Source organism: Rhizobium sp. BK529, from assembly GCF_014194105.1.
Taxonomy (GTDB): Bacteria; Pseudomonadota; Alphaproteobacteria; order Rhizobiales; family Rhizobiaceae; genus Rhizobium.
In genome coordinates this window covers 216,895-241,866 of record NZ_JACIAU010000004.1, presented here as the reverse complement: position 1 = coordinate 241,866, position 24,972 = coordinate 216,895, and the positions used below count along the sequence as shown (strand labels likewise).

Genomic DNA, 24,972 nt, shown 5'->3' with positions numbered 1-24,972 from the left:
GTCATGGAAGATGCCGTCATGGCAAGGCTGCATGAGTTACGCACCAGCGCAAAAAAGAAAAGGCGGCCCAAAGACCGCCTTTTCCATGCAATGATTTTCGCTTTCGCGAGCTGCTTATTCGGCAGAGCCTTCAGCTGCGGCAGCGGCTGCTGCTTCTGCTGCTGCCTTTGCTTCAGCGGCCTCTGCTGCTGCCTTTTCGGCGGCGAGAGCCTGGGCTGCGGCAACCTTTTCAGCTTCGATACGTGCCTTTTCGTCGGCAACGGCCTGACGTTCGGCATCGTTGAGCTTACGGGCGCGGGTGCCGGTGTTCTCGACGATACGAGCCGACTTACCACGACGGTCGCGCAGGTAGTAGAGCTTGGCGCGGCGGACCTTACCGCGGCGAACGACTTCGACGCTTTCGATCAGCGGGGAGTAAACCGGGAATACGCGCTCGACGCCTTCGCCGTAAGAGATCTTGCGGACCGTGAAGTTTTCCTGCAGACCGCCGCCGGAGCGAGCGATGCAAACGCCTTCGTAGGCCTGAACGCGGGTACGGTTGCCTTCCGTAACCTTCACGTTGACTCGGACGGTATCGCCCGGGGAGAATTCGGGAAGCGTGCGCTTGGCTTCGATCTTGGCGGCCTGCTCGGCCTCAAGCTGCTGAATGATGTTCATCGTCTTAACCTTTGGTTCTTCTGAAACAGCCAGAGCGCTCACACTGTCCATCGGTCGATGCCTCCGGAGTTTGCCCTTGCAGGCGGGAGCGGATTCGCCATTCTTTGTTTGCTGGCAGACGGGGCTAACCCCATTTCCGCGTGGGCCATTACACGAAAGACTTCTGCTTGTCATCCCTTGGACGTCAAATTTGTGAAATCAACCTTCTTTTCCGGCCTTCTGAGCCGCGAGAAGATCGGGGCGTCTTTTTCTGGTTAGGGAAACCGCCTGTTCGTGGCGCCATTTCTCGATGGCGCCGTGATTGCCCGAAGTCAGGATCGCCGGAATCTCGCGGCCTTCCCACTCCTGCGGGCGCGTGTAGTGCGGATGCTCCAGAAGCCCGCCTTCGAAGCTCTCGTGCAGCCCGGACAGGTCGTTGCCCATGACGCCCGGCAGAATACGCACAATCGCGTCAAGCACGATCAACGCTGCCGGCTCGCCACCGGAAAGCACATAATCGCCGATCGAGACTTCCTCAAGTTCGCGCGCTTCGATCACCCGCTGATCGACGCCTTCGAAGCGGCCGCAGACAATGATCACCCCATCACCGGCAGCCAGCTCACGGACTCGCTCCTGCGTCAGCGGTTTGCCGCGCGGGCTCATCAGCAGGCGCGGGCGGTTGTCGTTTTCAGAGGCGCTGTCAATGGCACGGGCGAGCACATCGGGCTTCAGCACCATGCCGGCCCCGCCGCCAGCCGGCGTGTCATCGACAGTGCGGTGTTTGTCAGTGGTGAAGTCGCGGATCTGTACGGTATCGAGCGACCATTGTCCGCGTTCGACCGCCTTACCAGCGAGCGAAAAGCCCAGATGGCCCGGAAACATTTCCGGGTAGAGTGTCAGCACGGTCGCCCGGAAAGCCATGGCGCTTACTTCTTTTTCTTCGGCTTGCCAGGTGCCAGCCCCTTGAGGTCGTCGGGATCGTCGACGAGGCCGGCGGCAAGCGGGTCGATCAGCAGCTTGCCAGCCTCGAGGTCGATTTCCAGCACCGAAGCTTCCGAGAAGGGAATCAGGACCGGACGTTTGCCCGGACCCTTAAGCTCCAGCAGATCGCCGGCGCCGAAATCGAAGACGCCAGTCACCGTGCCGTAGCTGACGCCCTGGTCGTCGAAAGCTTCAAGTCCCTCCAGGTCGGCATAGAAGAACTCGTCGTCCTCCAGTTCCTCGTCCGAGAGGTTGTCGCGCTCAATATAGAGTTCCAGGCCGTTCAGCGCCTCGGCTGCGTTGCGGTCATTAATGCCTCGAAAGCGGACTACGACCATATTCTTCATCTCGCGCAGTTCAAGAATCTCGAAAATGCGCCCATCCATGCTGTGCAGGTGGCCGTAGTCGCCGAGCGCGGTCGGATCGGCTGTATAGGCCTTTACACGCACCTCGCCGCGAATGCCCTGGGCGCCACCGACGGTGGCCATCAGCACCGGGTTTTCAAGCTTGGTCATGGGTTCCTTCATTCGAACGCGGGCAAGAAGCTGAGATCACGCCTCTCATAAACGAAGTGCGCGGGAATGGAAACGGAAACGGGCGGCATGTCGCCATGCCGCCCGTTCAGATGAATTTGAAACCGATTATTCGGCGGAAGCAGCAGCTTCAGCGGCGTCAGCAGCCTTCTGAGCCTTCTCGGCAGCGCGCTCCTGAGCCTTCTTGCCCGGCTTTGCCTTTTCCGGGTTGTTGCGGGCTTCGCGCTTGGAGATGCCGGCTTCGTCAAGGAAACGCAGGACGCGGTCGGTCGGGAGTGCGCCCTGGTCGAGCCAGTGCTTGATGCGCTCGCCGTTCAGCTGAACGCGCTTTTCGTCGTCCTTGGCAAGCATCGGGTTCCAGGAACCGAGGTTCTCAAGGAAGCGGCCGTCGCGCGGGCTGCGGGCATCAGCGAGAACGACGTGGTAATACGGGCGCTTCTTGGAACCACCGCGTGCGAGACGAATTTTCAGTGCCATGTTCTTTACTCCTTAGGCTTTTCTTGACCGCTTCGTGAGGCGGTATGGTTCATTGTGCCGCGGCGTGGTCCGCAGCGATCTGCTCATGATGCCGGATGACTTCCTTGATGATGAAGTTCAGGAACTTCTCGGCGAAATCCGGGTCCAGATGCGCATCTTCGGCAAGCTGTCGAAGGCGGGCAATCTGGTATTCCTCGCGCGCCGGATCGGCCGGCGGCAGATTGTATTTTGCCTTCAGCACGCCGACCTCCTTGGTGCAGCGGAAACGTTCGGCAAGAACATGCACAAGTGCCGCATCGATGTTGTCGATCGATTGGCGATACTTGGCGAGCTGGGCTTTGACGTCTGGATCAATCATGGGGCAGGCGATCCTTTCATTTCTTCTTGGGCAATCCGGGCAGACCCGAGAAACCACCACCGAGGCCTGGCAGCTTTGCGCCGCCAAGGCCGGGCAATCCGCCCGGCAGGCCTCCGCCTAGACCGGGCATACCCCCACCCGGCTTTCCGAGACCCGCGGCTTCAGCCTGCTTCTGCAGAGCTTCCAGCTGCTTCGGGTCGCTATTCGAGAGATCGGGCATGCCGCCCATGCCGCCGAGGCCCCCCAGCCCCATCTTGCCGGCGAGGCCGCCCATCATCTGCTTCATCAGGCCGCCTTTGCCCTTGCCCCCCATCATCTTCATCATATCAGCCATCTGGCGATGCATTTTCAGAAGCTTGTTGATGTCGGCGGCATCGGTGCCGGAGCCGGCGGCGATGCGCTTCTTGCGCGAATGCTTGAGAAGGTCGGGATTGGAGCGCTCGGCCTTGGTCATCGAGGAAATGATGGCGAGCTGGCGCTTGAAGAGGCGGTCGTCGAGGCCAGCGGCAGCCATCTTGTCCTTCATGCCGCCCATGCCGGGCATCAGACCCATGATGCCGCCCATGCCGCCCATCTTCTGCATCTGCTTCAGCTGATCGGCGAGGTCGTTCAGGTCGAACTTGCCCTTGGCCATCTTGGCGGCCATTGCGGCCGCCTTCTCAGCGTCGATGTTCTCGGCCGCCTTCTCGACAAGCGAGACGATATCGCCCATGCCGAGGATACGGTCTGCAATACGGCGGGGGTGAAATTCCTCCAGCTCGCCCATCCGTTCGCCGACACCGATCAGCTTGATCGGCTTACCGGTGACGGCGCGCATGGAAAGAGCCGCGCCACCGCGGCCGTCACCGTCCATGCGGGTCAGAACAAGGCCGGTAATGCCGACGCGCTCATCGAAACTGCGGGCGAGGTTAACGGCGTCCTGACCGGTCAAGCTGTCAGCGACCAGCAGGATTTCGTGCGGGTTCGACTTCTTCTTGATATCGGCCATTTCGACCATCAAGGGTTCGTCTATATGAGTACGGCCGGCGGTGTCGAGAATGACGACGTCATGACCGCCGAGCTTGGCTGCCTGGACGGCGCGAGCGGCGATATCGGTCGGCGACTGGCCGGCAATGATCGGCAGCGTGTCGATATTGGCCTGGGCGCCGAGCTGGCGAAGCTGCTCCTGCGCGGCCGGGCGGCGCGTGTCGAGCGATGCCATCAGCACCTTCTTCTTCTCGCGCGTCGTCAGGCGGTTGGCGATCTTTGCGGTCGTCGTCGTTTTACCGGAGCCCTGCAGACCGACCATCATGATGACGACGGGGGCGGCGGCACGCAGATCGACGCCGACACCTTCGCCGCCGAGCATCTCGATCAGCTCGTCATGGACGATCTTGACGACCATCTGGCCGGGCTTGATCGACTTCAGGATCTCGGCGCCGACGGCCTTTTCGCGGACGCGATCAGTAAAGGAGCGGACGACTTCCAGCGAAACGTCGGCTTCCAAAAGCGCACGGCGAACCTCGCGCAGCGCCGCGGAAACATCACTTTCCGAAAGCGCGCCACGGCCTGTCAGTCCATTCAGGATGGAACCAAGACGGTCCTGGAGGTTCTCAAACATCGGCTCTTCCTTGCTACGTTTCGGGGAGATTTGGGATGTCCGAAACGTCGTGCTTTTCCTTGACGAAAACAAGACGCAAAGCCAAAAAGCACCCGAGGGCGCGACGCGCTGTCGGATGTTGACCTCCGGAATCCAGTCCCGGTCGGCGGCTCGGAGTCTGTTACTCGTCGCGGATTGGGCGCGATAAACAGGAAAGCGGCGGGAAAGTCAAGGCGAATGCGTCCGGAGCTGCCGCCGACGAATTTTTCCGAAGCCTAAGGCAAGCGCCTATGGGCAGATCCTGTCAGCCAAACGGTCGCGGCAAAGGCAGTACACACGCAATATCCCATCTTTTAAAAATTCGCCGCTGTTTCGAATTTTGAAGAAAAAATATGTCGATCAGCGCCCTGAATTCCCTCAAAAGGCCGGTTGCAAGATACTCCGCTTCTGATTCTACTTTCTATTTAAGTACATCCTGTAAAATGATTCGCGAATATCCTTGATGCCGAATGAATGGGCGGAGATATCAAATGATAAATCGGGATATCGAAAGCTGGGGCTGGCGCGTGCCCATACTATTGTCCTGAAGGAAGGCCTGAATCTGGCAAAAGCTGCACAGGATCTGGATCGCAAACGATCCCGTTTGTTCGTCTATGAGCTCAGAAAGGTCATCACCGCTGCCATCGTCGAAGCCCATGCGGCATCTCTCAGTTCCGATGCATGCTGCGCTGAATCTGGATTTGCCGGATTTCCATAGGCCATCAACGCTCACCCGTTCTGATTTCGCGGGGTCTCACCGCATGTGTCGGCAAGAGGGCAAACATCGCTCGGCGCTCACCCACTGGTAATCCCCGAGCATTTCCGCCATATACAGCCAAAACGTAGCGGAATTAGTCAAATGAGCAACACGGTCGAATTCGCGAAGATGAACGGGCTTGGCAACAAGATCCTGGTTGTCGACATGCGCGGTCGGACCGGCAAGGTGACGCCACAGGCTGCGATCGCGCTCAATGCTGATGCCGAGACTCAGTTCGATCAGATCATGGCGATCCATGATCCGAAGGCGGAGGGCACCGACGCCTATATCGATATCCTGAATTCCGATGGCACCAAGGCGCAGGCCTGTGGCAATGGCACGCGTTGCGTGGTGCAGGCTCTGGCTGCCGAAACCGGTAAGAAGGCCTTCACCTTCCAGACGGTTGCCGGCATCCTGAATGCGGTCGAGCACGAGGATGGGACGATCTCTGTCGATATGGGCCGGCCAGTCTTCGAGTGGAATCGCATTCCGCTCGCTGAGGAGTTCCATGACACGAGCCGTATCGAGCTGCAGATCGGGCCTATCGACAATCCGGTGCTGCATTCGCCTTCGGCCATGTCCATGGGCAATCCGCATGCGATCTTCTGGGTCGACCGCGATCCGATGAGCTTCGATCTCGAACGTTTCGGACCGCTGCTCGAAAACCATCCGATCTTCCCGGAAAAGGCCAATATCACGCTGGCGCAAGTGATCTCGGATTCGGCGCTGCGGACGCGCACCTGGGAACGCGGCGCGGGCCTGACGCTTGCCTGCGGATCGGCCGCCTGTGCCTCTGCCGTCAGCGCAGCGCGTACCGGCCGCACTGGCCGTAGGGTGACCATCGACGTTGCCTCCAGCCCGATCCGCCAGCCGTTGACGATCAACTGGCGCGAGGATGATCATGTCGTCATGACTGGTCCTGCCGAATGGGAATGGTCCGGCATCGTTGATCCGTCGACCGGCACGTGGTCGCGCGACGCCACGCTCGGAGCGCAAGCGCGGTGAGCGGCGTAGAGGTCATCACCTTCGGCTGCCGTCTCAATACCTATGAATCCGAAGTCATGAGATCGCAGGCGGAAGCGGCCGGGCTTAACAATGCTATTCTGGTCAATACCTGCGCTGTGACGGGCGAGGCTGTGCGCCAGGCCCGACAGGCAATCCGCCGCGCGCGTCGCGATAATCCACATGCCCGCATCATCGTTACCGGCTGCGCCGCCCAGACGGAGAAGCAGACCTTCGCAGAAATGCCCGAGGTTGATGCCGTGCTCGGCAACGAAGAGAAGCTGAAGGCAGCCTCTTATCGTGGACTTCCGGATTTCGGCGTTTCGGCGGAAGAGAAGCTGCGCGTCAACGACATCATGAGCGTGCGGCACACCGCACCACAGATGGTCAAGCACATCGACGGTCACGTGCGTGCTTTCATCCAGGTACAGAACGGCTGCGATCATCGCTGCACCTTCTGCATCATTCCCTATGGCCGCGGAAATTCGCGCTCGGTGCCGATGGGTGCAGTGGTCGATCAGGCACGCAATCTCGTCGAAAGCGGCTATCGCGAAATCGTCCTGACCGGCGTCGATGCCACGAGCTATGGCGCAGACCTTCCCGGCGAACCGACGCTCGGGTTGCTTGCAAAGACGCTGCTGAAGCAGGTGCCGGATATCCGTCGCCTGCGGCTCTCTTCGATCGATAGTATCGAGGCAGATCGTCACCTCATGGACCTCATCGCTGACGAACCGCGCTTCATGCCGCATCTTCATCTGTCCCTGCAGCATGGCGACGACCTGATCCTGAAGCGGATGAAACGCCGCCACCTGCGCGCCGATGCTCTTCGCTTCATCGAAGATGTGCGCCGCCTGCGGCCGGAGATGAGCTTCGGTGCCGACATGATCGCCGGCTTTCCGACCGAGACCGAGGATATGTTTGCGAATGCGGTACAGTTAGCGGAAGAGGCCGACATCGCGTATCTGCACGTCTTCCCCTACAGCCCGCGGGCCGGAACCCCTGCTGCGCGCATGCCGCAGCTCGACCGTTCGCTCATCAAGGATCGCGCGGCCCGGCTGCGCGCCACTGGACAGATGCTGCACCAGCGCCATCTGGACAAGATGGTCGGAACGCGGCAATGGCTGCTGGTAGAAAACAACGGTCTTGCCCATACCGAAAACTTCACGCTTGTCACTGTTCCCGGTCTTCGTCCGCGCGATATCGTCGAAGCGATGATCACCGGTCACAACGGCAAGCATCTCGACATGCAATTGACGGCTGCCGCGGCGGCCTGACTTCACGGACAGCTCATGGCGCTCAGTTTCATCAAAAAGGTCTTCACCTTCGGTAAGCCGGTGGAAGAACCTGTGCCGGAGGCCGTGGAAAAGGACCTGGAGCCGCGTTCGCGCGACGAGGACCTGCCGGTTGCTGCCGATCCGGTTTTGGCCGAAGAAATGGACACGGCTGGAGGTCCGGCGGCGGATGCCGGTGAGGGCCGGGCGACGGAACCAGAGCCCCTCGAGACTGAGCCGGGCCTGCTTCCGACCGCCGGTGATCTTGACGATGTGGGCGTCGTGCCATTGTCGCTCTTGGAAGCCGAGGCGGAAGCGAGCACCGATGACGTTGCGAAGGCGTCCCCCTCCGTCCCTGCCGGACATCTCCCCGGGGAAGATCGTTCGGAGAGTGACGTTGCCGTAGAAGCGGAAGGCAGAGTGGAGCCCACGGAGGTGTTTCCGGAAGAAATTCCGGAGACACCGGACACGACGGTCAATGGCGAACAGGATTCTCGACCCAAACCGATCTCCGCAGCGGAGGAGATGTCCGGCAGGACGGAGGAGGCCGCAGCCTCCGACGAACCGGCAGTAGATCCCATTCTTCCCAAAGGTTTCGCGACCGGACGGGTAGCTGAACCGGAACCGGTCGTCGCGTCACAGCCGAGGCTCTCCTGGTTCCAGCGCCTGCGCAACGGTCTGGCGCGCACGTCCTCGCAGCTCACCGCTCAGATCGCCGCACTCTTCACCAAGCGCAAGCTGGATGATGACACACTGCAGGATCTCGAGGATCTGCTGATCCAGGCCGATCTTGGTGTGGAGACCGCGATGCGGGTGACCGATACGCTCGCTTCGGAACGCTACGGCAAGGACGTGACCGGCGAGGATGTCAGCCGCATCATGGCGAGCGAAATCGCCAAGGTGCTGGCGCCGGTTGCCAAGCCCTTGCAGCTCGATCTTTCCCACAAGCCGCATGTCATTCTCGTCGTAGGCGTCAATGGCACTGGAAAAACGACGACAATCGGCAAACTGGCGGCCAAGCTTTCGGGTGCCGGACTCAAGGTCATGCTGGCGGCGGGCGATACGTTCCGTGCCGCTGCCATCGAGCAGTTGAAGATCTGGGCCGATCGCACCAGATCCGAATTCATCGGTACGAAGCTTGGTGCGGATGCCGCGGGCCTTGCCTATGACGCGTTCGAGCAGGCGAAAGCCAGGAAATGCGATGTACTGATCATCGACACGGCAGGCCGCCTGCAGAACAAGGCGGAGCTGATGGCTGAGCTTGAAAAGATCGTGCGTGTGCTCGGCAAGCTCGATCCGGATGCACCACATACTGTCCTTCAGACGCTCGATGCGACGACGGGTCAGAACGCGCTCAATCAGGTCGAGATCTTCCGTAACGTCGCCGGCGTCAGCGGGCTGATCATGACCAAGCTTGACGGTACGGCGCGCGGCGGCATTCTGGTGGCAATCTCCGCCAAGCACAAACTGCCGGTCTATTTCATCGGTGTCGGCGAAGGAGTTGATGATCTCGAACCATTCGAGGCCGAGGATTTTGCGCAGGCTATTGCCGGCATCGGCCAGTGATGCCACAGATTAGCCGTCGATGGCTCGCATGCATTGCAAGAAAAAGCAGGTTTGAAGAAGTATGACGACTGAAAGCGATATCACCCCCAGTGCCGCAGACCGGCATCATCCGCTTCTGAAACTGGCGCTGGAACTTGGACCGCTTCTGGTCTTCTTTTTTGCCAATCTGCGCGGCGAGTGGCTGGTTGCACGCTTTCCGACTTTGGCAGAGCTCGGTGGCCCGCTTTTCGTGGCGACCGGTCTTTTCATGGCGGCGACCATCATCTCACTCCTGGTGTCCAAGATCGTGCTCGGCCACCTGCCAATCATGCCCTTCGTTTCCGGCATCGTCGTGCTGATCTTCGGCTCGCTGTCGATTTGGCTGCAGAACGAAACCTTCATCAAGATGAAGCCGACGATCGTCAATGCGCTGTTCGGCTTTGCCCTGCTTGGTGGCCTTGCCTTTGGCAAATCGCTGCTTGGTTATGTCTTCAACGCAGCCTTCCAACTCGATGCCGAAGGCTGGCGCAAGCTGACAATCCGCTGGGGCATCTTCTTTCTTTTCCTCGCAGTGCTGAATGAAGTCGTCTGGCGCAATTTCTCGGATAATTTCTGGGTGGCCTTCAAGGTTTGGGGCACGATGCCGATCACCATCATCTTCACGATGGCGCAGATGCCGCTGGTGCTGAAGCACAGCATTCCAACCGAGGCGGAAAGCGAGAAGTGACCGTTATCGACGCAGCCGACCGGTCACGGAATCAGATATTCTGGTTTTCCGTCTGCCTCGCAGTCCTGGTCTTCCAGATCGTTGCCGAATATATGATGGGCCGGGTGCCGATCTGCACCTGCGGCTACGTCAAACTTTGGGAAGGCACAGTCAATTCCAGCGGCAATTCCCAGCATCTGTCCGACTGGTACACACCGTCACATATTATCCATGGCTTCCTGTTTTACGGGCTTGGGCATCTCCTGCTTCGCGGCAAGCCGCTCGCGGCGCGGTTGCTTCTGGCTATGCTGATCGAATCGGGCTGGGAGCTTCTGGAAAATTCACCTCTGATCATCGATCGCTATCGCACGGCGACGATCTCGCTCGATTATTACGGCGACAGCATTATCAATTCAGCCATGGATACGATCTTCATGGCTGTCGGCTTCTTCTTTGCCTCAAGAGCGCCGGTAGTGCTGACCATCGCTATTGCCATCTTCTTCGAGATTTTCACCGGCTACGTGATCCGGGACAATCTGACACTCAATGTGCTGATGTTGATCTGGCCGGTCGAGGCGATCAAGGTCTGGCAGGGCGGGGCTTAGGAAGCCGGCTTACCGAGCGCCTTTTCCATTGCCGGGAAAAGGCCTTCCTTCAGGCTGATATCGTCGAAGGGTCCGACGCGCTTGTAGATGATCGTACCGTCGGGCGCGACGAGATAGCTCTCCGGAATGCCGTAGACACCCCAGTCGATCGCCGCCTTGCCGTTCGGGTCGACGCCGATGGCGTGGTAGGGATTGCCGAGTTCGCCGAGGAAACGCAGGGCGTTCTCGTTCTTGTCCTTATAATTGATTGCGACGATGTTCAGCCGTCCATCCTCGGCTAATTGCTTGAGGAGAGGATGCTCGTCGCGGCATGGAATGCACCAGGAAGCGAAGACGTTGACGAGGGTGAGCTTGCCCTTGATCGCTTCATCCGTCAGCGCCGGCAGCTTAGAGCCCTCGAGCGGTGGCAGGTTCAGCGACGGTGCTTTCGTTCCGATCAAGGCGGAGGGGATTTCCGCGATATTCTTGCCGTGGAAATCCTGGTCGTAGAGCATTTTCGCTGCAGTCGCGGCAATGCCACCAAAAACGACAAGCGGAATCAGCGCAAGCGCATAGCGCCTGATGCCGCGGCTCTTTTGTTTATTCTCTTGGGCAGTCTCGGTCATTCGCCGTCCTTCGGTCGTGCGGAACGGCGGCGGATGCCGGCGGCTTCGAGCGCGGCCAATTCCTTCTGGCGGGCGCGCCCATCAGACCAGGTCCAGAGTGTCACCGCAATCGTCACGAGGGCGGCAAAGCCGTAGGAGCCGTAGACGTAGAAAGCGTAGGAGCCCATCTCTATTCCTCTTGGCCTGCCATACGGGCAGCCATGCGGCGCTGGGAGGCGATGCGACGGCGCCAGATCTCATTTCTCATCGCCATCAGATGCAGCGTGAAGAACAGCAGGGTGAAAGCGATCGCCATGATAAGCAGCGGACGCAGGAATTCCGGATCGATCGCGGGGCCGTCGAGACGCAGGACGCTTGCCGATTGATGCAACGTGTTCCACCAGTCGACGGAGAACTTAATGATCGGAATATTGACGAAGCCGACGAGGGTGAGGACCGCGGTAACGCGTGCAGCCTTTGAGGGCTCATCCATGGCGCGGTTCAAAGCGATCAGGCCGAGATACATCAGGAAGAGAATGAAGACCGAGGTCAACCGCGCATCCCACACCCACCATGTGCCCCACATGGGCTTACCCCAGAGAGAGCCGGTGACAAGCGCAAGCAAGGTGAAGGCAGCACCGAGCGGCGCCGCAGCTTTCGCCGATACGTCCGCCAGCGGATGGCGCCATACGAGCGTGCCGATCGCCGAAATGCTCATGATCGTGTAGCACATCATCGAAAGCCAGGCGGCAGGCACATGCACATACATGATGCGCACCGTTTCGCCCTGCTGGTAGTCGCCCTCGGTCGAGAAGCTCAGATAGAGCCCGACGATAAAACTGAGGGCGGTGATACCCGCCAGCCATGGAATGACGCGCGATGCCAGCGCCAGAAACCGCGTCGGGTTGGCAAGATCACTGAATTTGCTGATTGCAAAGCTCGTTTCGCTCATATCCGCTTCCTTACCTTTATCCGCCGGAAGCCGCAATCGAAGCGACGATCAATCCGCCGTGTTTCTGAGCGCAAGGGCGGCAGCTGCCGGACCGATGACCGCGAAGAAAAGCGTCAGGGCAATGAGGATCAGAAATGGTGGCAGGAAAGGTGATGGCCCAACGACCGCTGCATAGGTAGCGCTGACGCCGAAGATCAGCACGGGAATCGCCAGCGGCAGGATCAGCACCGACACAAGCAGGCCACCGCGCGGCAAGGCGACGGCGACGGCCGCGCCAACTGCGCCGATGAAGGTAATGGCGGGCGAGCCAACGAGGAGGGTGAGCATGGTCGCGCCGATCGCCGTCTCGTTCATGTTCATGAAGAGACCGAGCAATGGTGAGGCGATGACGAGCGGCAGGCTGGTTGCCGTCCAGTGCGCGGCGCATTTGATGAGCACGGTCAGTACTAGCGGCGTCTCCTGCATGAGCATCAGATCAAGGGAGCCGTCATCACGCTCCGCCTGAAACAGACGATCGAGCCCGAGAAGGGCCGCAAGCAACGCGCCAATCCAGACGATGGCTGGGCCGATGCGTGAAAGCAATGCAAGATCGGGACCGACGCCGAAGGGAATGACGGCGACGATCGTCAGGAAGAAGAGAATGCCGATCAATGCTCCACCGCCGGCACGAACGGAAAGTCTGAGGTCGCGAAGGAAAAGGGCGATCATCCCCATACTCCCTGGTCGACGCCCGCAAACCCAGTCATGCGCAACTCTCGCGCATTTTCGAGCCCAAGCGGCTGATGCGTCGCGGCAATCACGATGCCACCTTCCCGGCGGTGCGTCTCGATCAGCCCTGCAAACAATTTGTCTGCGCTGGCATCGAGTGCTGCGGTCGGCTCGTCGAGGATCCAGATTGGGCGATGTGCGACCAAGAGCTTGGCAAAGGCAAATCGGCGCTGCTGGCCGGCGGAGAGATAGCCGAAGGGAAGATGCGTGATGCCAGGTAGGCCCACCGCTTCTGCGGCTTCTTCGATGCTCAGGCCTGCGGTTTTGCCGGGTCCAAGGAAGGATCGCCAGAAGTCCAGATTTTCCGCAACCGTAAGTTCATTTTTCATCGCGTTGCGATGACCAAGGTAGTGGCTCGCTTCGGCTGCCGGGCCGGCTTCGCCACCGGGCGAATCAATGACTGTGACAGAGCCTTTTTCAGGCCTCAGCAGGCCCGCCACCACGCGCAATAAAGTGGATTTTCCTGATCCGTTTTTACCCGTCAGAATAAGTGCTTCGCCGGCCTGCAAGTGAAAGGAAACGTTAACGAAAATCAGATCTTCCCCGCGTCGGGCAGCCAGATTTTCAGCGGTAAGATGCATGCATCGGTTCTTTCTTCGTTGCGCTGCCAGCAGGCTCAAAAAATGTCCAATTTTGACCTTTGTCGCTATGGCAACTCTTTACGAAATTATCTATAAGACCTGCAACCACGCCAGCGGTCGGCGTGAATTTCATCCTTGCGCCGAACTTGGGGTTTTTTCCTCACGTGCGGACAGCGGAAATGGCCGTACCCGCATCCTGATGTGCATTAAGTGCATAGGCGTTCGCACGACTGTGTTGGCTATCAGAAACGGGGTCTCTCGTGTCTAAATCTCTTGACAGTTTCAATTGTCGGTCCACGCTTTCCGTTGGTGGAAAGGACTATGTCTACTACAGCCTGCCCAAGGCTGAGGCAAATGGCCTGCCCGGCGTATCGAAGCTCCCCTATTCGATGAAGGTGCTGCTGGAAAATCTGCTGCGCTTCGAAGATGGTCAGTCGGTCACCAAGGAACATATCCTTGCTGTTGCCGCATGGCTGAACAACAAGGGCGCCGTCGAGAACGAGATCGCCTATCGCCCGGCCCGTGTGCTGATGCAGGACTTCACAGGCGTTCCCGCTGTCGTCGATCTCGCTGCAATGCGCGATGCGATGGTTTCTCTCGGCGGCGATCCGGAAAAGATCAACCCGCTCGTTCCCGTCGATCTCGTCATCGACCACTCCGTCATCGTCGATGAATTCGGCACGCCGCAGGCTTTCGCCAAGAACGTCGAGCTGGAATATCAGCGCAACGGCGAGCGTTACCGCTTCCTGAAGTGGGGCCAGCAGGCATTCAAGAATTTCCGCGTCGTTCCTCCGGGCACCGGCATCTGTCACCAAGTCAACCTCGAATATCTCGGCCAGACCGTCTGGACGAAAGAAGAGGACGGCGAAACGATTGCCTATCCGGACACCTGCGTCGGCACCGACTCGCATACGACCATGATCAACGGTCTCGGCGTCCTCGGCTGGGGTGTCGGCGGCATTGAAGCTGAAGCCGCCATGCTCGGCCAGCCGGTCTCGATGCTCCTGCCTGAAGTCATCGGCTTCAAGCTGACCGGCAAGCTGAAGGAAGGTGTGACCGCGACCGACCTCGTTCTGACCGTGGTGCAGATGCTGCGCAAGAAGGGCGTCGTTTCCAAGTTCGTCGAATTCTTCGGTCCGGGCATGGACAACATGCCGCTCGCGGATCGCGCGACGATCGGCAACATGGGGCCAGAATATGGAGCGACTTGCGGCTTCTTCCCGGTCGATGGCGAAACCATCAACTACCTCACCATGTCCGGCCGCACGCATGACCGTATCGCGCTCGTCGAAGCCTATTCGAAGGCCCAGGGCATGTGGCGCGAAGGCGACGGTTCCGACCTCGTCTTTACCGACACGCTCGAACTCGACCTCGGTGACGTCGTCCCGTCGATGGCCGGCCCGAAGCGTCCGGAAGGCCGCATCGCTCTCGAAAACATCGCTGCTGGCTTTGCTGCTTCGATGGATGCCGACTACAAGAAGCCCGGCCAGCTTTCCAATCGCTACGCAGTCGAAGGTACGGATTTCGACCTCGGCCATGGTGACGTGGCTATTGCCGCCATCACATCCTGCACCAACACCTCCAACCCGTCGGTTCTGATCGCTGCCGGCCTTCTCGCTCGCAACGCCGTTGCCAAGGGTCTGAAGACCAAGCCGTGGGTCAAGACCTCGCTTGCTCCGGGATCGCAAGTCGTCGGCGAATATCTTGCCAAGTCCGGCCTACAGGCCGATCTCGATAAGCTCGGCTTCAACCTCGTCGGCTTCGGCTGCACGACCTGCATCGGTAATTCCGGTCCGCTGCCGGCGCCGATCTCCAAGACGATCAACGACAAGGGCCTCATCGTTTCCGGCGTGCTCTCGGGCAACCGTAACTTCGAAGGCCGTATTTCTCCTGACGTCCAGGCGAACTATCTCGCTTCGCCGCCCCTCGTCGTCGCCTACGCGCTTGCCGGTACGGTCCAGAAGGACCTGACGAAGGAGCCGATCGGTGAAGACCAGAACGGCAACCCTGTTTACCTCAAGGATATTTGGCCGACCTCGCACGAAGTGCAGGACTTCATCCAGAAGTACGTCACCCGCGAGCTCTACGAAACCAAGTATGCCGACGTCTTCAAGGGCGACGAGAACTGGCAGGCGGTCAACGTTCCTGCCGGCCAGACCTATGCTTGGGACGATCAGTCGACCTACGTCCAGAACCCGCCGTACTTCGTCGGCATGGGCAAGAAGGGCACCGGCACCTCCGACATCAAGGGCGCACGCATTCTGGGTCTCTTCGGGGACAAGATCACCACCGACCACATTTCTCCGGCCGGTTCGATCAAGGCTGCTTCGCCTGCTGGAGCTTACCTGCTCGGCCATGACGTCGCCGTGGCCGACTTCAACCAGTACGGCACGCGTCGCGGCAATCATGAAGTCATGATGCGCGGCACCTTCGCCAACATCCGCATCCGCAACTTCATGCTCGGTGCAAACGGCAAGGAAGGCGGCTACACTATCCACTATCCGTCCAAGGAAGAGACTTCGATCTACGATGCGGCCATGCAGTACAAGGCCGAGGGCGTTCCGCTCGTCATCTTCGCCGGCGTGGAATATGGCAACGGTTCTTCGCGTGACTGGGCTGCGAAGGGCACCAATCTGCTCGGCGTCAAGGCCGTCATCGCCCAGAGCTTCGAGCGTATCCATCGTTCGAACCTGGTCGGCATGGGCGTCATCCCCTTCGTCTTCGAAGAGGGCACGACCTGGCAGAGCCTCAACCTGAAGGGTGACGAACTCGTTACCATCGAAGGGCTCGAAAACATCAAGCCGCGCGAAAAGAAGATCGCCAAGATCACCTACGCCGACGGCACGGTGAAGGAAGTTCCGCTGCTGTCGCGCGTCGACACGCTTGATGAGGTCGTCTACCTCAACAATGGCGGTATTCTGCAGACGGTTCTGCGCGATCTCGCAGCCTGATTGTTAAGACACTCAGTCGATAATGACCGCCGGAAAGCCATTTTCCGGCGGTTTTTCTTTGCGGAAAACGCGGCTGCTTTCAAGCTCACGGCGATGTGTTTCGGCCGTCCTCAGCCAGGGGCACCGTCTCACCCGTTCGTGACTTTGCGTTTGGATCTGGAAGGATTATTCGTACGTTCATATCTCGGAGCCGGCGGTCAGGACTATTACCGGCGCTGAAAAAGAGGTGCTGGTGAATGTCCCCGCGTTTTTTGATCCCGCTGGTAGCCGGGCTTGCCTTTGCAGGTCCGCTCTTGGCCGAAGACGGCGCGCCGAAAGGCGTCGTTGAGCTGTTTACGTCGCAGGGCTGCGCCTCCTGTCCGCCGGCCGATGCCGCATTCCGCAAGCTCGTCAGCCAAGGCGATGTCATCGCACTCGCCTATCACGTCGATTACTGGAACTATCTCGGCTGGGCCGATACGCTGAGTTCGAAGGAAAATACCGAGCGTCAGTACGGTTATGCCCGCATGATGGGCCGCAGTAACGTCTATACACCACAGGTGATCGTCAACGGCCGTGACCATATTGCAGGCGCCGATCTCGCCGGCATCAACGGCAAGCTGGACAGCTACGCGGGTGAAGGCAAAGGTCTAATCGTGCCCGTCAGCGCGCGCATGCGCGGCGACGAACTGGAGATCAAACTTGGCGCCGGTCAGGGCAAGGCCAATGTCGTGATCGTCTATTTCGACAAGGAAAAAACGATCAACGTCGAGAAGGGCGAAAATAGTGGCCAGAAGATTTCCTACCTCCATAGTGTGACCGATGTGGAGACCGTCGGCATGTGGGACGGCAAGGCCACGACACTCACCCTTCCGGCGAGTGTGATGGAAAAACCGGATTTGGAGGGATCAGCGATTCTCTTGCAGTCTGCGACGCCGAACGGCGATCCGGGAGCAATCCTCGGCGCTGCCGTCGTCATGGCTGGAAAAAATATCTAGTAACTTCATCCGGTTACGGATGAATGTGAGGCGGCCCGGCCAAGCGTATTCGGGGCTGGGGTTAAGGTCGATACGCTCCGCCGGGCCCTTTGGCGCGCTGGCGCCAAACTGGAACCTATAGTTCTCTTGGAAATGAGGCGCTGTTTTGACTGAAATGCGGCACACCGGAGAAAGCCGGTTTCGTCCCCAGTGTGATGCTCTGCGCCCTTGCAATTTGCCGTGGCTTGGGCAAACTGTCATTCTCCTGTCACACGTGGAGGCCTCGGGAGTCTGATGACAGATACGCCGGATTTGCGACACGGCGAAAGCCGCTCCGTCGACAATAGCTCTTCAACCGTCGTTGATCTCAGGGAATACAGACAAAACAAAGAGCCGATGCCGGTGACATTTCATCGGCGGGAACTCGACCAGATTCTGTGGATCTATGGTCGCATGGTGGGCGAAGGCGAGTGGAAAGACTATGCCATCGACCATACCAAGGAGAAGGCGGTCTTCTCCGTCTTCAAGCGCTCAGGCGAAATGCCGCTTTTCCGCATCGAGAAGAATCCGAAGCTTGCCGGAAAGCAGGGCGCCTTTTCGGTGGTGAATATCAACGGCATGATCCTGAAGCGCGGCCATGAACTCGCACCGGTGCTGAAGGTCTTCGACAAGTCGTTGAAACTCGTCGATAAATAGACAAGTTCACCCCTTGAACAGCGAGCCGGGATAAGCCTCGGGATCGGGATGGGTTTCCGTTCCTTCGCCGAGTTCCCGCTGCATCAGCATCGTATCAAGCCAGCGGCCGTGCTTGTAGCCGGCGCCCTTCATCAGGCCAATCTCTTCGAAACCGAGCGAGCGGTGAAGCGCGATTGAAGCCGGGCTCGCGCCGCCGATGACTGCGGTCATCTGTCGGAAGCCGGACACAGTGCAGCGGGAGATCAGTTCTCCGAGCAACAGCTTGCCGATGCCCTTCCCGCGTGCCTCCGTGCCCAGATAGATCGAATCCTCGACCAGCCAGCGATAGGCCGGCCGCGTGCGGAAGGCCGAAGCATAGGCATAGCCGAGCAGGGCTCCGCCCTCGTCCACCGCGGCCATGTAAGGGTAGCCCTGCTCGCGGATGGCGGAGAAACGGCCTGCCATTTCCGTCTGCGTCGGTGGTACGATTTCGTAGCTGGACGTGCCGTTCAGCACGGACTCGCGATAGATATCGGTAATGGCGGGAAGATCGGAAGGAACGGCGTCGCGCAGAATAGGGGGCATTTCGGATCGATCGGCACGGTTGAAAGAGCTCTCGTTGAAGCATTCCAGCAGACCGGCCGCAACAAAAAAGGCGGCCGAAGCCGCCTTTTCCGTTTCAGTGTGAGCCGCTTATTTCCGGTTACCCATGAACTGCAGCAGGAACATGAACAGGTTGATGAAGTCGAGGTAGAGCGTCAGCGCGCCCATGATGGCCTTGCGGCCCGCGACGTCATAACCGTCTGCTTCATAGTACATCTCCTTGATCCGCTGTGTATCGTAGGCGGTGAGGCCTGCGAAGATCAGCACGCCGATCACGGAGACCGCGAACTGCAGGGCCGACGAAGCCAGGAAAATGTTGACCAGCGAAGCGATGATCAGGCCGAAGAGGCCCATGATCAGGAACGAACCCATCGCCGACAGGTCACGCTTGGTCGTGTAGCCGTAAAGCGACAACGCGCCGAAGGATGCGGCCGTCACGAAGAAGGTCTGCGTGATGCTTGACTGTGTGTAGATCAGGAAGATCGACGACAGGGACAGACCGACCAATGCGGCGTAGATCCAGAAGGTCGCCTGTGCCGCGGCCACGCTCATGCGGCTAATGCGGAAGCTCAAGTAGAACACGGCCGCAAGAGGCGCAAGGATCACGACCCAACGCAGGGGAGACTGGTACAGCATCACCCCGAACTGGGTGAGTTCGTTGCCCTGGACGGCGAAGGTGAATGAGAAATAAGCGGCCAAACCAGTGATCGCCAGGCCCAGCGCCATCAGGTTGTAGACCTTGAGCATATAAGCGCGGAGGCCTTGATCAATCACTTCGCCGGTTTGTGCACGGCTTTGGTAGTTACGAAGATCAGCCATAGTTTCCTCTTACAAGCTCCGATGGAAATACGGTGTCGGGTTCACGACCCGGGCGCCGCTGCGGAGCTTCAGCATGCCTGCTGACAATATGAGGCTTTCGACCTTTTCAGACAAGGCCTTTGCAATCGGCCGTTCGGTTAAATCGCCGTAAGGTGAATTGAGCCTCGCACCCATCAGAGTTCGCGCAAAACAGGTGCCGCTTTCTGTCCAAGGATGCGCCAGGTGCCGATCAGCCCTATGCCGACGGTCAAGACGAGCGCCGTGACGAGGGTAAGGCCCGCAACATCGGGCATGAAGCTCGAGGGTAGGTGCATGATGCGGCTGACGATGAACCAGGCGGCCACACCACCGGCAAAGAGCGCGAAGATGGCCGTCGCAACGCCGAGGATCAGATATTCGTAGCTGAAGGCACGGATTAGCATGGTTCTCGTCGCACCAAGCGTTTTCAGCACCACCGCATCATGGGTACGCGCCCGATTGCCGGCAGCGAGTGCGCCTGACAGCACGAGAACCGAAGCGATGAGGGCGACGGAGGCGGCAGCGCGGATTGCGGTCGCCAGCTCTCCGACCAGCTGGTTGACAATATCGATCGCGTCCTTGACGCGCACGCTCGTGATCGTCGGATAGGTATTTGTCACCGATTTCAGGATCGCGGCGTCCTCAGCCTCGGTCGCGGCGGGATCGGTCAGTGTCGCCAGCCATGCATGCGGTGCGCCGCGGAAGGTGTTCGGCGAGAAAACCATGACGAAGTTGATCGACAGCGATTCCCACTCGACCCGCCGCAGATTGGCGATCTTGGCGGTGATGTTACGTCCGAGCACGTTGACGGTGACGGTATCGCCGATCTTCAGACCGAGTTCTCGCGCCTCTTCGGCTGAGAAGGAAACGAGCGGTTCACCACTGTAATCCTTGGGCCACCATTGCCCCTCGACGAGCGCAGAACTCTCCGGCAGGCTCTCCTCATAGGTGATGCCGCGGTCGCCGTTCAGGACCCAGCGGCCGGCGGCCGGAACATCCATCTTCGTCACGTCCTGCCCATTGAAGGCGATGATGCGGCCGCGCAGCATCGGCACTTCCACCAGCTTGCCGTTCGGCGATTGGGTGTGGATCAGGTCGCGGAAGGCGTCGACCTCGGTGCTCTGGATATCGACGAAGAAGAAGTTCGGTGCGCCTTCACTCATACGGCCGGTCAGTTGCTGGCGCAGGTTGCCATCGATCAGCGTCAGCGTCACCAGCAGCGCAAGGCCAAGACCGAGCGACAGGACGACAGAGGGCGTCAGCGCGCCGGGGCGATGGATATTGCCGATCGCCAACCGGAGTGCCGGCGAGTTGACACGCGGGCTCCTGCGCGCCAGCCAGGCGATCAAAGCGGCGACGAGACGCAGGATGACGAAGGCGAATATGATCGCACCGACGAAGACAACGGCAATGAAGCGGTCATAGGCGGTCAGAATGGCAAGGCCGGCGAGTGCTGCCATGAAGAGCGCCGCCAACAGAACGTAGGGCCAGGAGGGCAGCTGGCGGGCTTCAAAACCCTGCTCGCGGAAGAGAGCGGTCGCGGGCACCTCGCGCGCATGGCCAAGCGGCAAAATCGCAAAGGCAAGCGTCGTCAGCATGCCGAAGACGGCAGCAAGCAGCAGCGCGCCCGGATAGAGGGTCGGATCGGTAGAGACCGGCAGGAATTGGGCGAGAAATTGCGCCGCCAGCATGGGCGATAGGGCGCCAACCACGAGGCCGACCAGGATGCCGCCTGTTGCGATGATGGCGATCTGAAACAGATAGATCCAGACCACGACGGCCGCCGGCGCACCCAGGCATTTGAAGGTCGCGATCGTCGTGCGCTTGGCATCGAGGAAGGCGCGCACGGCATTGGCGACGCCAACACCGCCCACGATCAGCGCAGTCAGCCCAACCAGCGTCAGGAACTGCGTGAAGCGGGTAATGTTTTCCGTCAGCGAAGGTGCTGCGCGATCGCTGGTGCGGATCGACCAGCCGGCCGAGGGGAATTCCTTGGTCGCACGCGCCTGGATGCCCCCCATGGTACTACGGTCCTCCAGCTTGACCTTGTAGGCATGTTCCACGAGGCTGCCGGTCTGAATCAGTCCAGATGCCTGAAGTGCGCGCTGGCTGACGAGCATGCGCGGGGCAAAACCAAAGCCTTCGGAGAGCGCGTCCGGTTCCGTCTTGACCGTGCCGGTGATGCTGAGCTTGACGTTGCCGAGCAGAAGCTCGTCGCCGATCTGCAGGCCCAGCCGTTCCAGAAGCAGCGGTGCGATGACGGCGCCGAAAGTGCCGCCTTCGCCGGCAAGCGTGGACGCGAGCGGATAGTTCGGTTCGGCTTCAAACGTGCCGTAGAGCGGATAGGCATCGTCGACGGCCTTAACCTCGACCAGCGCCTGGTCCGAACCATCGGGCTTGCGGGCCATCGAGCGCAGGCCAGTGGAAACCGAGACCTCGCCGAGGCCGCGGAGGAAATTCATCTCCTCCGGCGTTGCTTCGCGGTTGTTGAGCTCGAAGCGGACATCACCGGCCAGAAGCTCCTGTCCCTGCGAAGCGATCGTATCGGTAATCGACTGCGATACCGAATTGACGGCCGCGATTGCCGCGGTTCCGAGCGCGATACATGCGAGGAAGATGTAGAAGCCTCTGAGGCCGCCGCGCAGCTCGCGCAGGGCCAGACGGAAGGCGAGCGAGATGCGCGGGGTGACGATCATGCAATCGCCGCCTCGGATTGGCGGACGGCGCTATCGCCTTCGATGCGGCCGGAGCGGACACGGATCTGGCGTGAGCAGCGATTGGCAAGGCCGATATCGTGGGTCACGAGAAGCAGGGTCATGCCGCGTTCTGCTTGCTTGGAAAACAGGAGGTCGGCGATCTGCCGGCCGGTATCGGTATCGAGATTACCGGTCGGCTCATCGGCAATCAGCAGGGCAGGCGAAGGGGCGAGCGCACGGGCGATTGCCACGCGCTGCTGTTCGCCGCCGGAGAGCTGGCCGGGATAGTGCTTCAGACGCTCGCCAAGGCCGACGGATATCAATTCGCGCTGGGCGATCTCAAAGGGATTAGGAATATTGGCGAGCTCGAGGGGGACTGCGACATTTTCCAGCGCCGTCATATTGGCGATCAGGTGGAAGGACTGGAAAACGATGCCAATGTTGCGGCCGCGAAAATCGGCAACCTGATCCTCGCTCAGCGCATGCAGGGGCGTGCCGTTGATATTGATCTCGCCGCTGTCGAGCTTTTCGAGGCCCGCAAGCACCATCAGCAGCGTCGATTTGCCGGAGCCCGAGGGACCGACGATACCGACGGATTCACCGGCGCTGATCTCCAGATCGATGCCTTTCAGCACGTGGACCGAGGCGGCGGCATTGCCAAGCGTCAAATCGGCGTGTTTCAGATCGATGATGGTTTTGGCCAACAGAAATCGCCCTATATAGTTCCCTAACCGAATGGCCGTATAACGGCACCTAGCCAATCTAGGGAAAGCATTATGAGATTTAAAGTTGCCGCCCTTCACTTCGCTGTCATCGTCTTCTCCCTGATTTTCTCGACTTTTGCCGAAGCACGGACGATCACTCTGGTCGGTTTCGGCGACAGCCTGATGGCAGGCTACCAGCTGCCGCCAGGCGAAGGCTTTCCTGAAAAGCTGCAGACTGCGTTGAAGGCCAATGGGATCGATGTCTCGATCACCAATGCCGGTGTCTCGGGTGACACGACCACGGGCGGACTTGCGCGAATCGACTGGTCCATTCCCGACGGAACCGACGGCGTGATTCTCGAACTCGGCGCCAATGATGCTCTTCGCGGCATCCCACCGGAGCAGAGTGAAAAAAATCTCGACCAGATGATAAGCCGGTTAAAGGAGCGCGGCATCGCGGTGCTGCTCGCCGGCATGATGGCGCCACCGAATATGGGTGCGGACTATGCCGAACGCTTCAACCCGATCTACCAGCAACTTGCGGAAAAACACGGAGTTGAACTCTATCCATTTTTCCTTGATGGCGTGGTTCTCGACGCCGGTCTGAAGCTCGATGATGGCATGCATCCCAATTCCAAGGGGGTGGATGTGATGGTGGAGAAAATGGCGCCTGCTGTCACAAAATTCGTCGACACGATTTCTTCTGTGAAGAAATAGGGGCTTGCACAGGTTTGTAATGCGTGATTCCGTGTGAGCACCTGCAAAAGATTCGGGGAGTGCTCGTTATGCCGAGACTGTTTACCGCCCTCGAAATTCCGCGCAATGCGGCGATGAGCCTATCATTGTTACGCGGTGGTCTTCCCGGAGCACGATGGATCGATGTGGAGAATTACCACATAACACTTCGCTTTATCGGCGACGTCGATGGACGCACGGCCGACGAAATCGTCGAGCGTCTCGATCGCATCGACCGGCCGGAATTTCAGCTCCGGCTCGAAGGCATCGGCTCCTTCGGCTCCAAGAAACCGCATTCGATCTGGGCGGGAGTTTCTCCCTCGCCAGAAATGTATGCCCTGCAGGGCGAGATCGAGCGGATCTGCCAGCGCATCGGCCTGCCACCGGATCCGCGCAAGTTCACGCCGCATGTCACGCTGGCCCGGCTGAAATATTCTCGCGTCGACGATGTCGTCCATTACCTTGCTGGCCGCGGCAACTTTCAGACCTCGACCTTCACTGTGCCGCGCTTCGTGCTTCTGTCGTCGCGCGAGTCGGTCGGCGGCGGACCCTACCTCACCGAGGAGGTCTTCCCGCTCCACGAGCCGCTAACGGCGCCGAGCCTTTCGACCAGTGTGCTGCAGCCACTGAAGAGCCTCGCGTAAACGAACTCGAAGTCTTCCCGATCGCCATAATAGGGATCGGGAATATCTTCGCCGGTGGCGAGCGCGAAATCGCCGAAGAGATGGATGTTGTTTGCGTGCGGCGCTCGCCGACGTAATTCCACGACATTCGAATAGTCCATGGCGAGGATCAGATCGAAATCGTCAAAATCTTCAGGCAATATCTTCCGCGCGCGCTGCCCGGCAATATCGATGCCATGGGCGCTTGCGGTGGCGATCGAGCGTCGGTCGGGCAGCTCTCCCTGATGCCAGCCGCCGAGACCAGCGGAATCGATGCGGAAGGCATCGCCAAGGCCAGCCTTGCTCGCAATATGGTCGAGTATTCCCTCGGCAAGCGGAGAGCGGCAGATATTGCCCATGCAAACAAAAAGGAGGCTGATACGTTTCATCTCCGAGCCTTGCGGAAGGATGAAAGGACCATGGCATGAAAATGGAAAAACTGGAAAGATCGGTAATCGACCAATTGCTGGGTGACCTCGATGGCTGGACGCTTGACGGTGCAGCAAGCTCGATTTCCAAAACATTCAAGTTCGCGAATTTTGTAGAAGCTTTCGGTTTTATGGCGGAATCGGCGCTTGCCGCCGAGAAGCTCAACCATCATCCGGAATGGTTCAATGTCTATTCCCGCGTTGAGGTGAAGCTCAACACGCATGATGCCGGCGGGTTGACGGAGCTGGATTTCAAATTCGCCAAGGCCATGGATAAGGCCGCAGCACGGCGGGTTGGTTGAAAGTCCGATTGAATCGGCTTCGGCCGTCACCATATGTTCGAAGCGACCA

The 24,972-nt window shown here is 59.5% G+C and carries 27 protein-coding genes and 1 pseudogene; 12 read left to right on the top strand and 16 right to left on the bottom strand.

Annotation, left to right across the window (positions count from 1 at the left end; translation table 11 throughout):
- Nucleotides 1-114: 114 nt before the first annotated feature.
- From rplS to ffh, 6 genes are all read right to left on the bottom strand, one after another.
- Nucleotides 115-657 (bottom strand): 50S ribosomal protein L19, encoded by a 543-nt coding sequence (gene rplS / locus FHX08_RS24000; RefSeq protein ID WP_132655824.1) that lies wholly within the window; start codon nt 655-657, stop codon nt 115-117.
- Between the two features lie 198 nt (nt 658-855).
- On the bottom strand, nt 856-1,557 hold the full coding sequence (trmD, locus tag FHX08_RS23995) for a tRNA (guanosine(37)-N1)-methyltransferase TrmD (protein ID WP_184327708.1): 702 nt from the start codon (nt 1,555-1,557) through the stop codon (nt 856-858).
- A 5-nt stretch (nt 1,558-1,562) separates the two neighbouring features.
- A complete protein-coding gene (gene rimM / locus FHX08_RS23990; protein ID WP_132655820.1) occupies nt 1,563-2,132 on the bottom strand; it encodes a ribosome maturation factor RimM in 570 nt (189 codons plus the stop codon).
- Between the two features lie 126 nt (nt 2,133-2,258).
- Complete coding sequence (rpsP, locus tag FHX08_RS23985; protein ID WP_132655818.1) at nt 2,259-2,627, bottom strand: 30S ribosomal protein S16; 369 nt, start codon at nt 2,625-2,627, stop codon at nt 2,259-2,261.
- 49 nt (nt 2,628-2,676) lie between these two features.
- A complete protein-coding gene (locus tag FHX08_RS23980; protein WP_112564488.1) occupies nt 2,677-2,985 on the bottom strand; it encodes a chorismate mutase in 309 nt (102 codons plus the stop codon).
- A gap of 16 nt (nt 2,986-3,001) precedes the next feature.
- On the bottom strand, nt 3,002-4,585 hold the full coding sequence (gene ffh, locus FHX08_RS23975) for a signal recognition particle protein (RefSeq protein ID WP_132655816.1): 1,584 nt from the start codon (nt 4,583-4,585) through the stop codon (nt 3,002-3,004).
- A gap of 488 nt (nt 4,586-5,073) precedes the next feature.
- Between ffh and FHX08_RS23970 the strand changes: the two are divergent.
- The 6 genes and pseudogenes from FHX08_RS23970 (at nt 5,074) to FHX08_RS23945 (ending at nt 10,489) form a co-directional block, all read left to right on the top strand.
- Nucleotides 5,074-5,321: pseudogene (locus FHX08_RS23970) on the top strand (hypothetical protein).
- A 141-nt stretch (nt 5,322-5,462) separates the two neighbouring features.
- Nucleotides 5,463-6,365, top strand: a complete 903-nt coding sequence (dapF, locus tag FHX08_RS23965) for a diaminopimelate epimerase (protein ID WP_132655814.1) — start codon at nt 5,463-5,465, stop codon at nt 6,363-6,365.
- Nucleotides 6,362-7,636, top strand: coding sequence for a tRNA (N(6)-L-threonylcarbamoyladenosine(37)-C(2))-methylthiotransferase MtaB (gene mtaB, locus FHX08_RS23960; protein WP_132655812.1), 1,275 nt, complete (start codon nt 6,362-6,364; stop codon nt 7,634-7,636). Before dapF ends, mtaB begins: the two co-directional genes overlap by 4 nt.
- Before the next feature lie 15 nt (nt 7,637-7,651).
- The gene (ftsY, locus tag FHX08_RS23955; protein ID WP_132655810.1) at nt 7,652-9,199 is read left to right on the top strand and encodes a signal recognition particle-docking protein FtsY; all 1,548 of its coding nucleotides are present in this window, start codon (nt 7,652-7,654) and stop codon (nt 9,197-9,199) included.
- Between the two features lie 61 nt (nt 9,200-9,260).
- On the top strand, nt 9,261-9,905 hold the full coding sequence (locus tag FHX08_RS23950) for a septation protein A (protein ID WP_132655808.1): 645 nt from the start codon (nt 9,261-9,263) through the stop codon (nt 9,903-9,905).
- The gene (locus tag FHX08_RS23945) at nt 9,902-10,489 is read left to right on the top strand and encodes a DUF2585 domain-containing protein (protein WP_132655806.1); all 588 of its coding nucleotides are present in this window, start codon (nt 9,902-9,904) and stop codon (nt 10,487-10,489) included. Before FHX08_RS23950 ends, FHX08_RS23945 begins: the two co-directional genes overlap by 4 nt.
- Here FHX08_RS23945 and FHX08_RS23940 read toward each other — a convergent pair.
- Genes FHX08_RS23940 through ccmA form a run of 5 tightly spaced genes read right to left on the bottom strand, consistent with a single transcriptional unit; the run spans nt 10,486 to nt 13,374 of the window.
- On the bottom strand, nt 10,486-11,094 hold the full coding sequence (locus FHX08_RS23940; protein WP_132655804.1) for a DsbE family thiol:disulfide interchange protein: 609 nt from the start codon (nt 11,092-11,094) through the stop codon (nt 10,486-10,488). The two genes, FHX08_RS23945 and FHX08_RS23940, sit on opposite strands and share 4 nt — an antisense overlap.
- Nucleotides 11,091-11,261: a heme exporter protein CcmD gene (gene ccmD, locus FHX08_RS23935; protein ID WP_113299612.1), complete on the bottom strand. Its 171-nt coding sequence runs from the start codon at nt 11,259-11,261 to the stop codon at nt 11,091-11,093. Before ccmD ends, FHX08_RS23940 begins: the two co-directional genes overlap by 4 nt.
- 2 nt (nt 11,262-11,263) lie before the next feature.
- Entirely contained in the window at nt 11,264-12,025 is a 762-nt protein-coding gene (locus FHX08_RS23930) for a heme ABC transporter permease (RefSeq protein WP_132655802.1), read from the bottom strand.
- Between the two features lie 48 nt (nt 12,026-12,073).
- A complete protein-coding gene (gene ccmB, locus FHX08_RS23925) occupies nt 12,074-12,733 on the bottom strand; it encodes a heme exporter protein CcmB (protein WP_132655800.1) in 660 nt (219 codons plus the stop codon).
- The gene (ccmA, locus tag FHX08_RS23920) at nt 12,730-13,374 is read right to left on the bottom strand and encodes a heme ABC exporter ATP-binding protein CcmA (protein WP_132655798.1); all 645 of its coding nucleotides are present in this window, start codon (nt 13,372-13,374) and stop codon (nt 12,730-12,732) included. The genes ccmB and ccmA overlap by 4 nt, the downstream gene beginning before the upstream one ends.
- A 260-nt stretch (nt 13,375-13,634) precedes the next feature.
- Here ccmA and acnA point away from each other — a divergent pair, with 260 nt between their 5' ends.
- The 3 genes from acnA to FHX08_RS23905 all read left to right on the top strand — a co-directional run bounded on the left by acnA (nt 13,635) and on the right by FHX08_RS23905 (nt 17,977).
- Complete coding sequence (gene acnA, locus FHX08_RS23915; RefSeq protein ID WP_132655796.1) at nt 13,635-16,325, top strand: aconitate hydratase AcnA; 2,691 nt, start codon at nt 13,635-13,637, stop codon at nt 16,323-16,325.
- A gap of 236 nt (nt 16,326-16,561) precedes the next feature.
- Nucleotides 16,562-17,302 carry a DUF1223 domain-containing protein gene (locus FHX08_RS23910; protein ID WP_132655794.1) on the top strand — a complete coding sequence of 247 codons (741 nt, stop codon included), beginning with the start codon at nt 16,562-16,564 and terminating at the stop codon, nt 17,300-17,302.
- Between the two features lie 273 nt (nt 17,303-17,575).
- On the top strand, nt 17,576-17,977 hold the full coding sequence (locus FHX08_RS23905) for a DUF2794 domain-containing protein (protein WP_132655792.1): 402 nt from the start codon (nt 17,576-17,578) through the stop codon (nt 17,975-17,977).
- Between the two features lie 6 nt (nt 17,978-17,983).
- Here FHX08_RS23905 and FHX08_RS23900 read toward each other — a convergent pair whose 3' ends face one another.
- From FHX08_RS23900 to FHX08_RS23885, 4 genes are all read right to left on the bottom strand, one after another.
- Nucleotides 17,984-18,541 carry a GNAT family N-acetyltransferase gene (locus FHX08_RS23900; protein ID WP_132655790.1) on the bottom strand — a complete coding sequence of 186 codons (558 nt, stop codon included), beginning with the start codon at nt 18,539-18,541 and terminating at the stop codon, nt 17,984-17,986.
- Nucleotides 18,542-18,649: 108 nt separating this feature from the next.
- Nucleotides 18,650-19,378 (bottom strand): Bax inhibitor-1/YccA family protein, encoded by a 729-nt coding sequence (locus FHX08_RS23895; protein WP_184327707.1) that lies wholly within the window; start codon nt 19,376-19,378, stop codon nt 18,650-18,652.
- Between the two features lie 173 nt (nt 19,379-19,551).
- Nucleotides 19,552-22,092 carry an ABC transporter permease gene (locus tag FHX08_RS23890; RefSeq protein WP_132655786.1) on the bottom strand — a complete coding sequence of 847 codons (2,541 nt, stop codon included), beginning with the start codon at nt 22,090-22,092 and terminating at the stop codon, nt 19,552-19,554.
- Entirely contained in the window at nt 22,089-22,796 is a 708-nt protein-coding gene (locus FHX08_RS23885) for an ABC transporter ATP-binding protein (protein ID WP_132655784.1), read from the bottom strand. The genes FHX08_RS23890 and FHX08_RS23885 overlap by 4 nt, the downstream gene beginning before the upstream one ends.
- A gap of 72 nt (nt 22,797-22,868) precedes the next feature.
- Here FHX08_RS23885 and FHX08_RS23880 point away from each other — a divergent pair, with 72 nt between their 5' ends.
- Both FHX08_RS23880 and thpR read left to right on the top strand, forming a co-directional pair.
- The gene (locus tag FHX08_RS23880; protein WP_184327706.1) at nt 22,869-23,513 is read left to right on the top strand and encodes an arylesterase; all 645 of its coding nucleotides are present in this window, start codon (nt 22,869-22,871) and stop codon (nt 23,511-23,513) included.
- A gap of 68 nt (nt 23,514-23,581) precedes the next feature.
- Complete coding sequence (thpR, locus tag FHX08_RS23875; RefSeq protein WP_132655780.1) at nt 23,582-24,175, top strand: RNA 2',3'-cyclic phosphodiesterase; 594 nt, start codon at nt 23,582-23,584, stop codon at nt 24,173-24,175.
- Here thpR and FHX08_RS23870 read toward each other — a convergent pair.
- Nucleotides 24,082-24,582 (bottom strand): low molecular weight protein-tyrosine-phosphatase, encoded by a 501-nt coding sequence (locus tag FHX08_RS23870; RefSeq protein ID WP_132655778.1) that lies wholly within the window; start codon nt 24,580-24,582, stop codon nt 24,082-24,084. The genes thpR and FHX08_RS23870 overlap by 94 nt on opposite strands.
- 35 nt (nt 24,583-24,617) lie before the next feature.
- Between FHX08_RS23870 and FHX08_RS23865 the strand changes: the two genes are divergently transcribed.
- Nucleotides 24,618-24,923 (top strand): 4a-hydroxytetrahydrobiopterin dehydratase, encoded by a 306-nt coding sequence (locus tag FHX08_RS23865; RefSeq protein ID WP_132655776.1) that lies wholly within the window; start codon nt 24,618-24,620, stop codon nt 24,921-24,923.
- Nucleotides 24,924-24,972 lie beyond the last annotated feature (49 nt).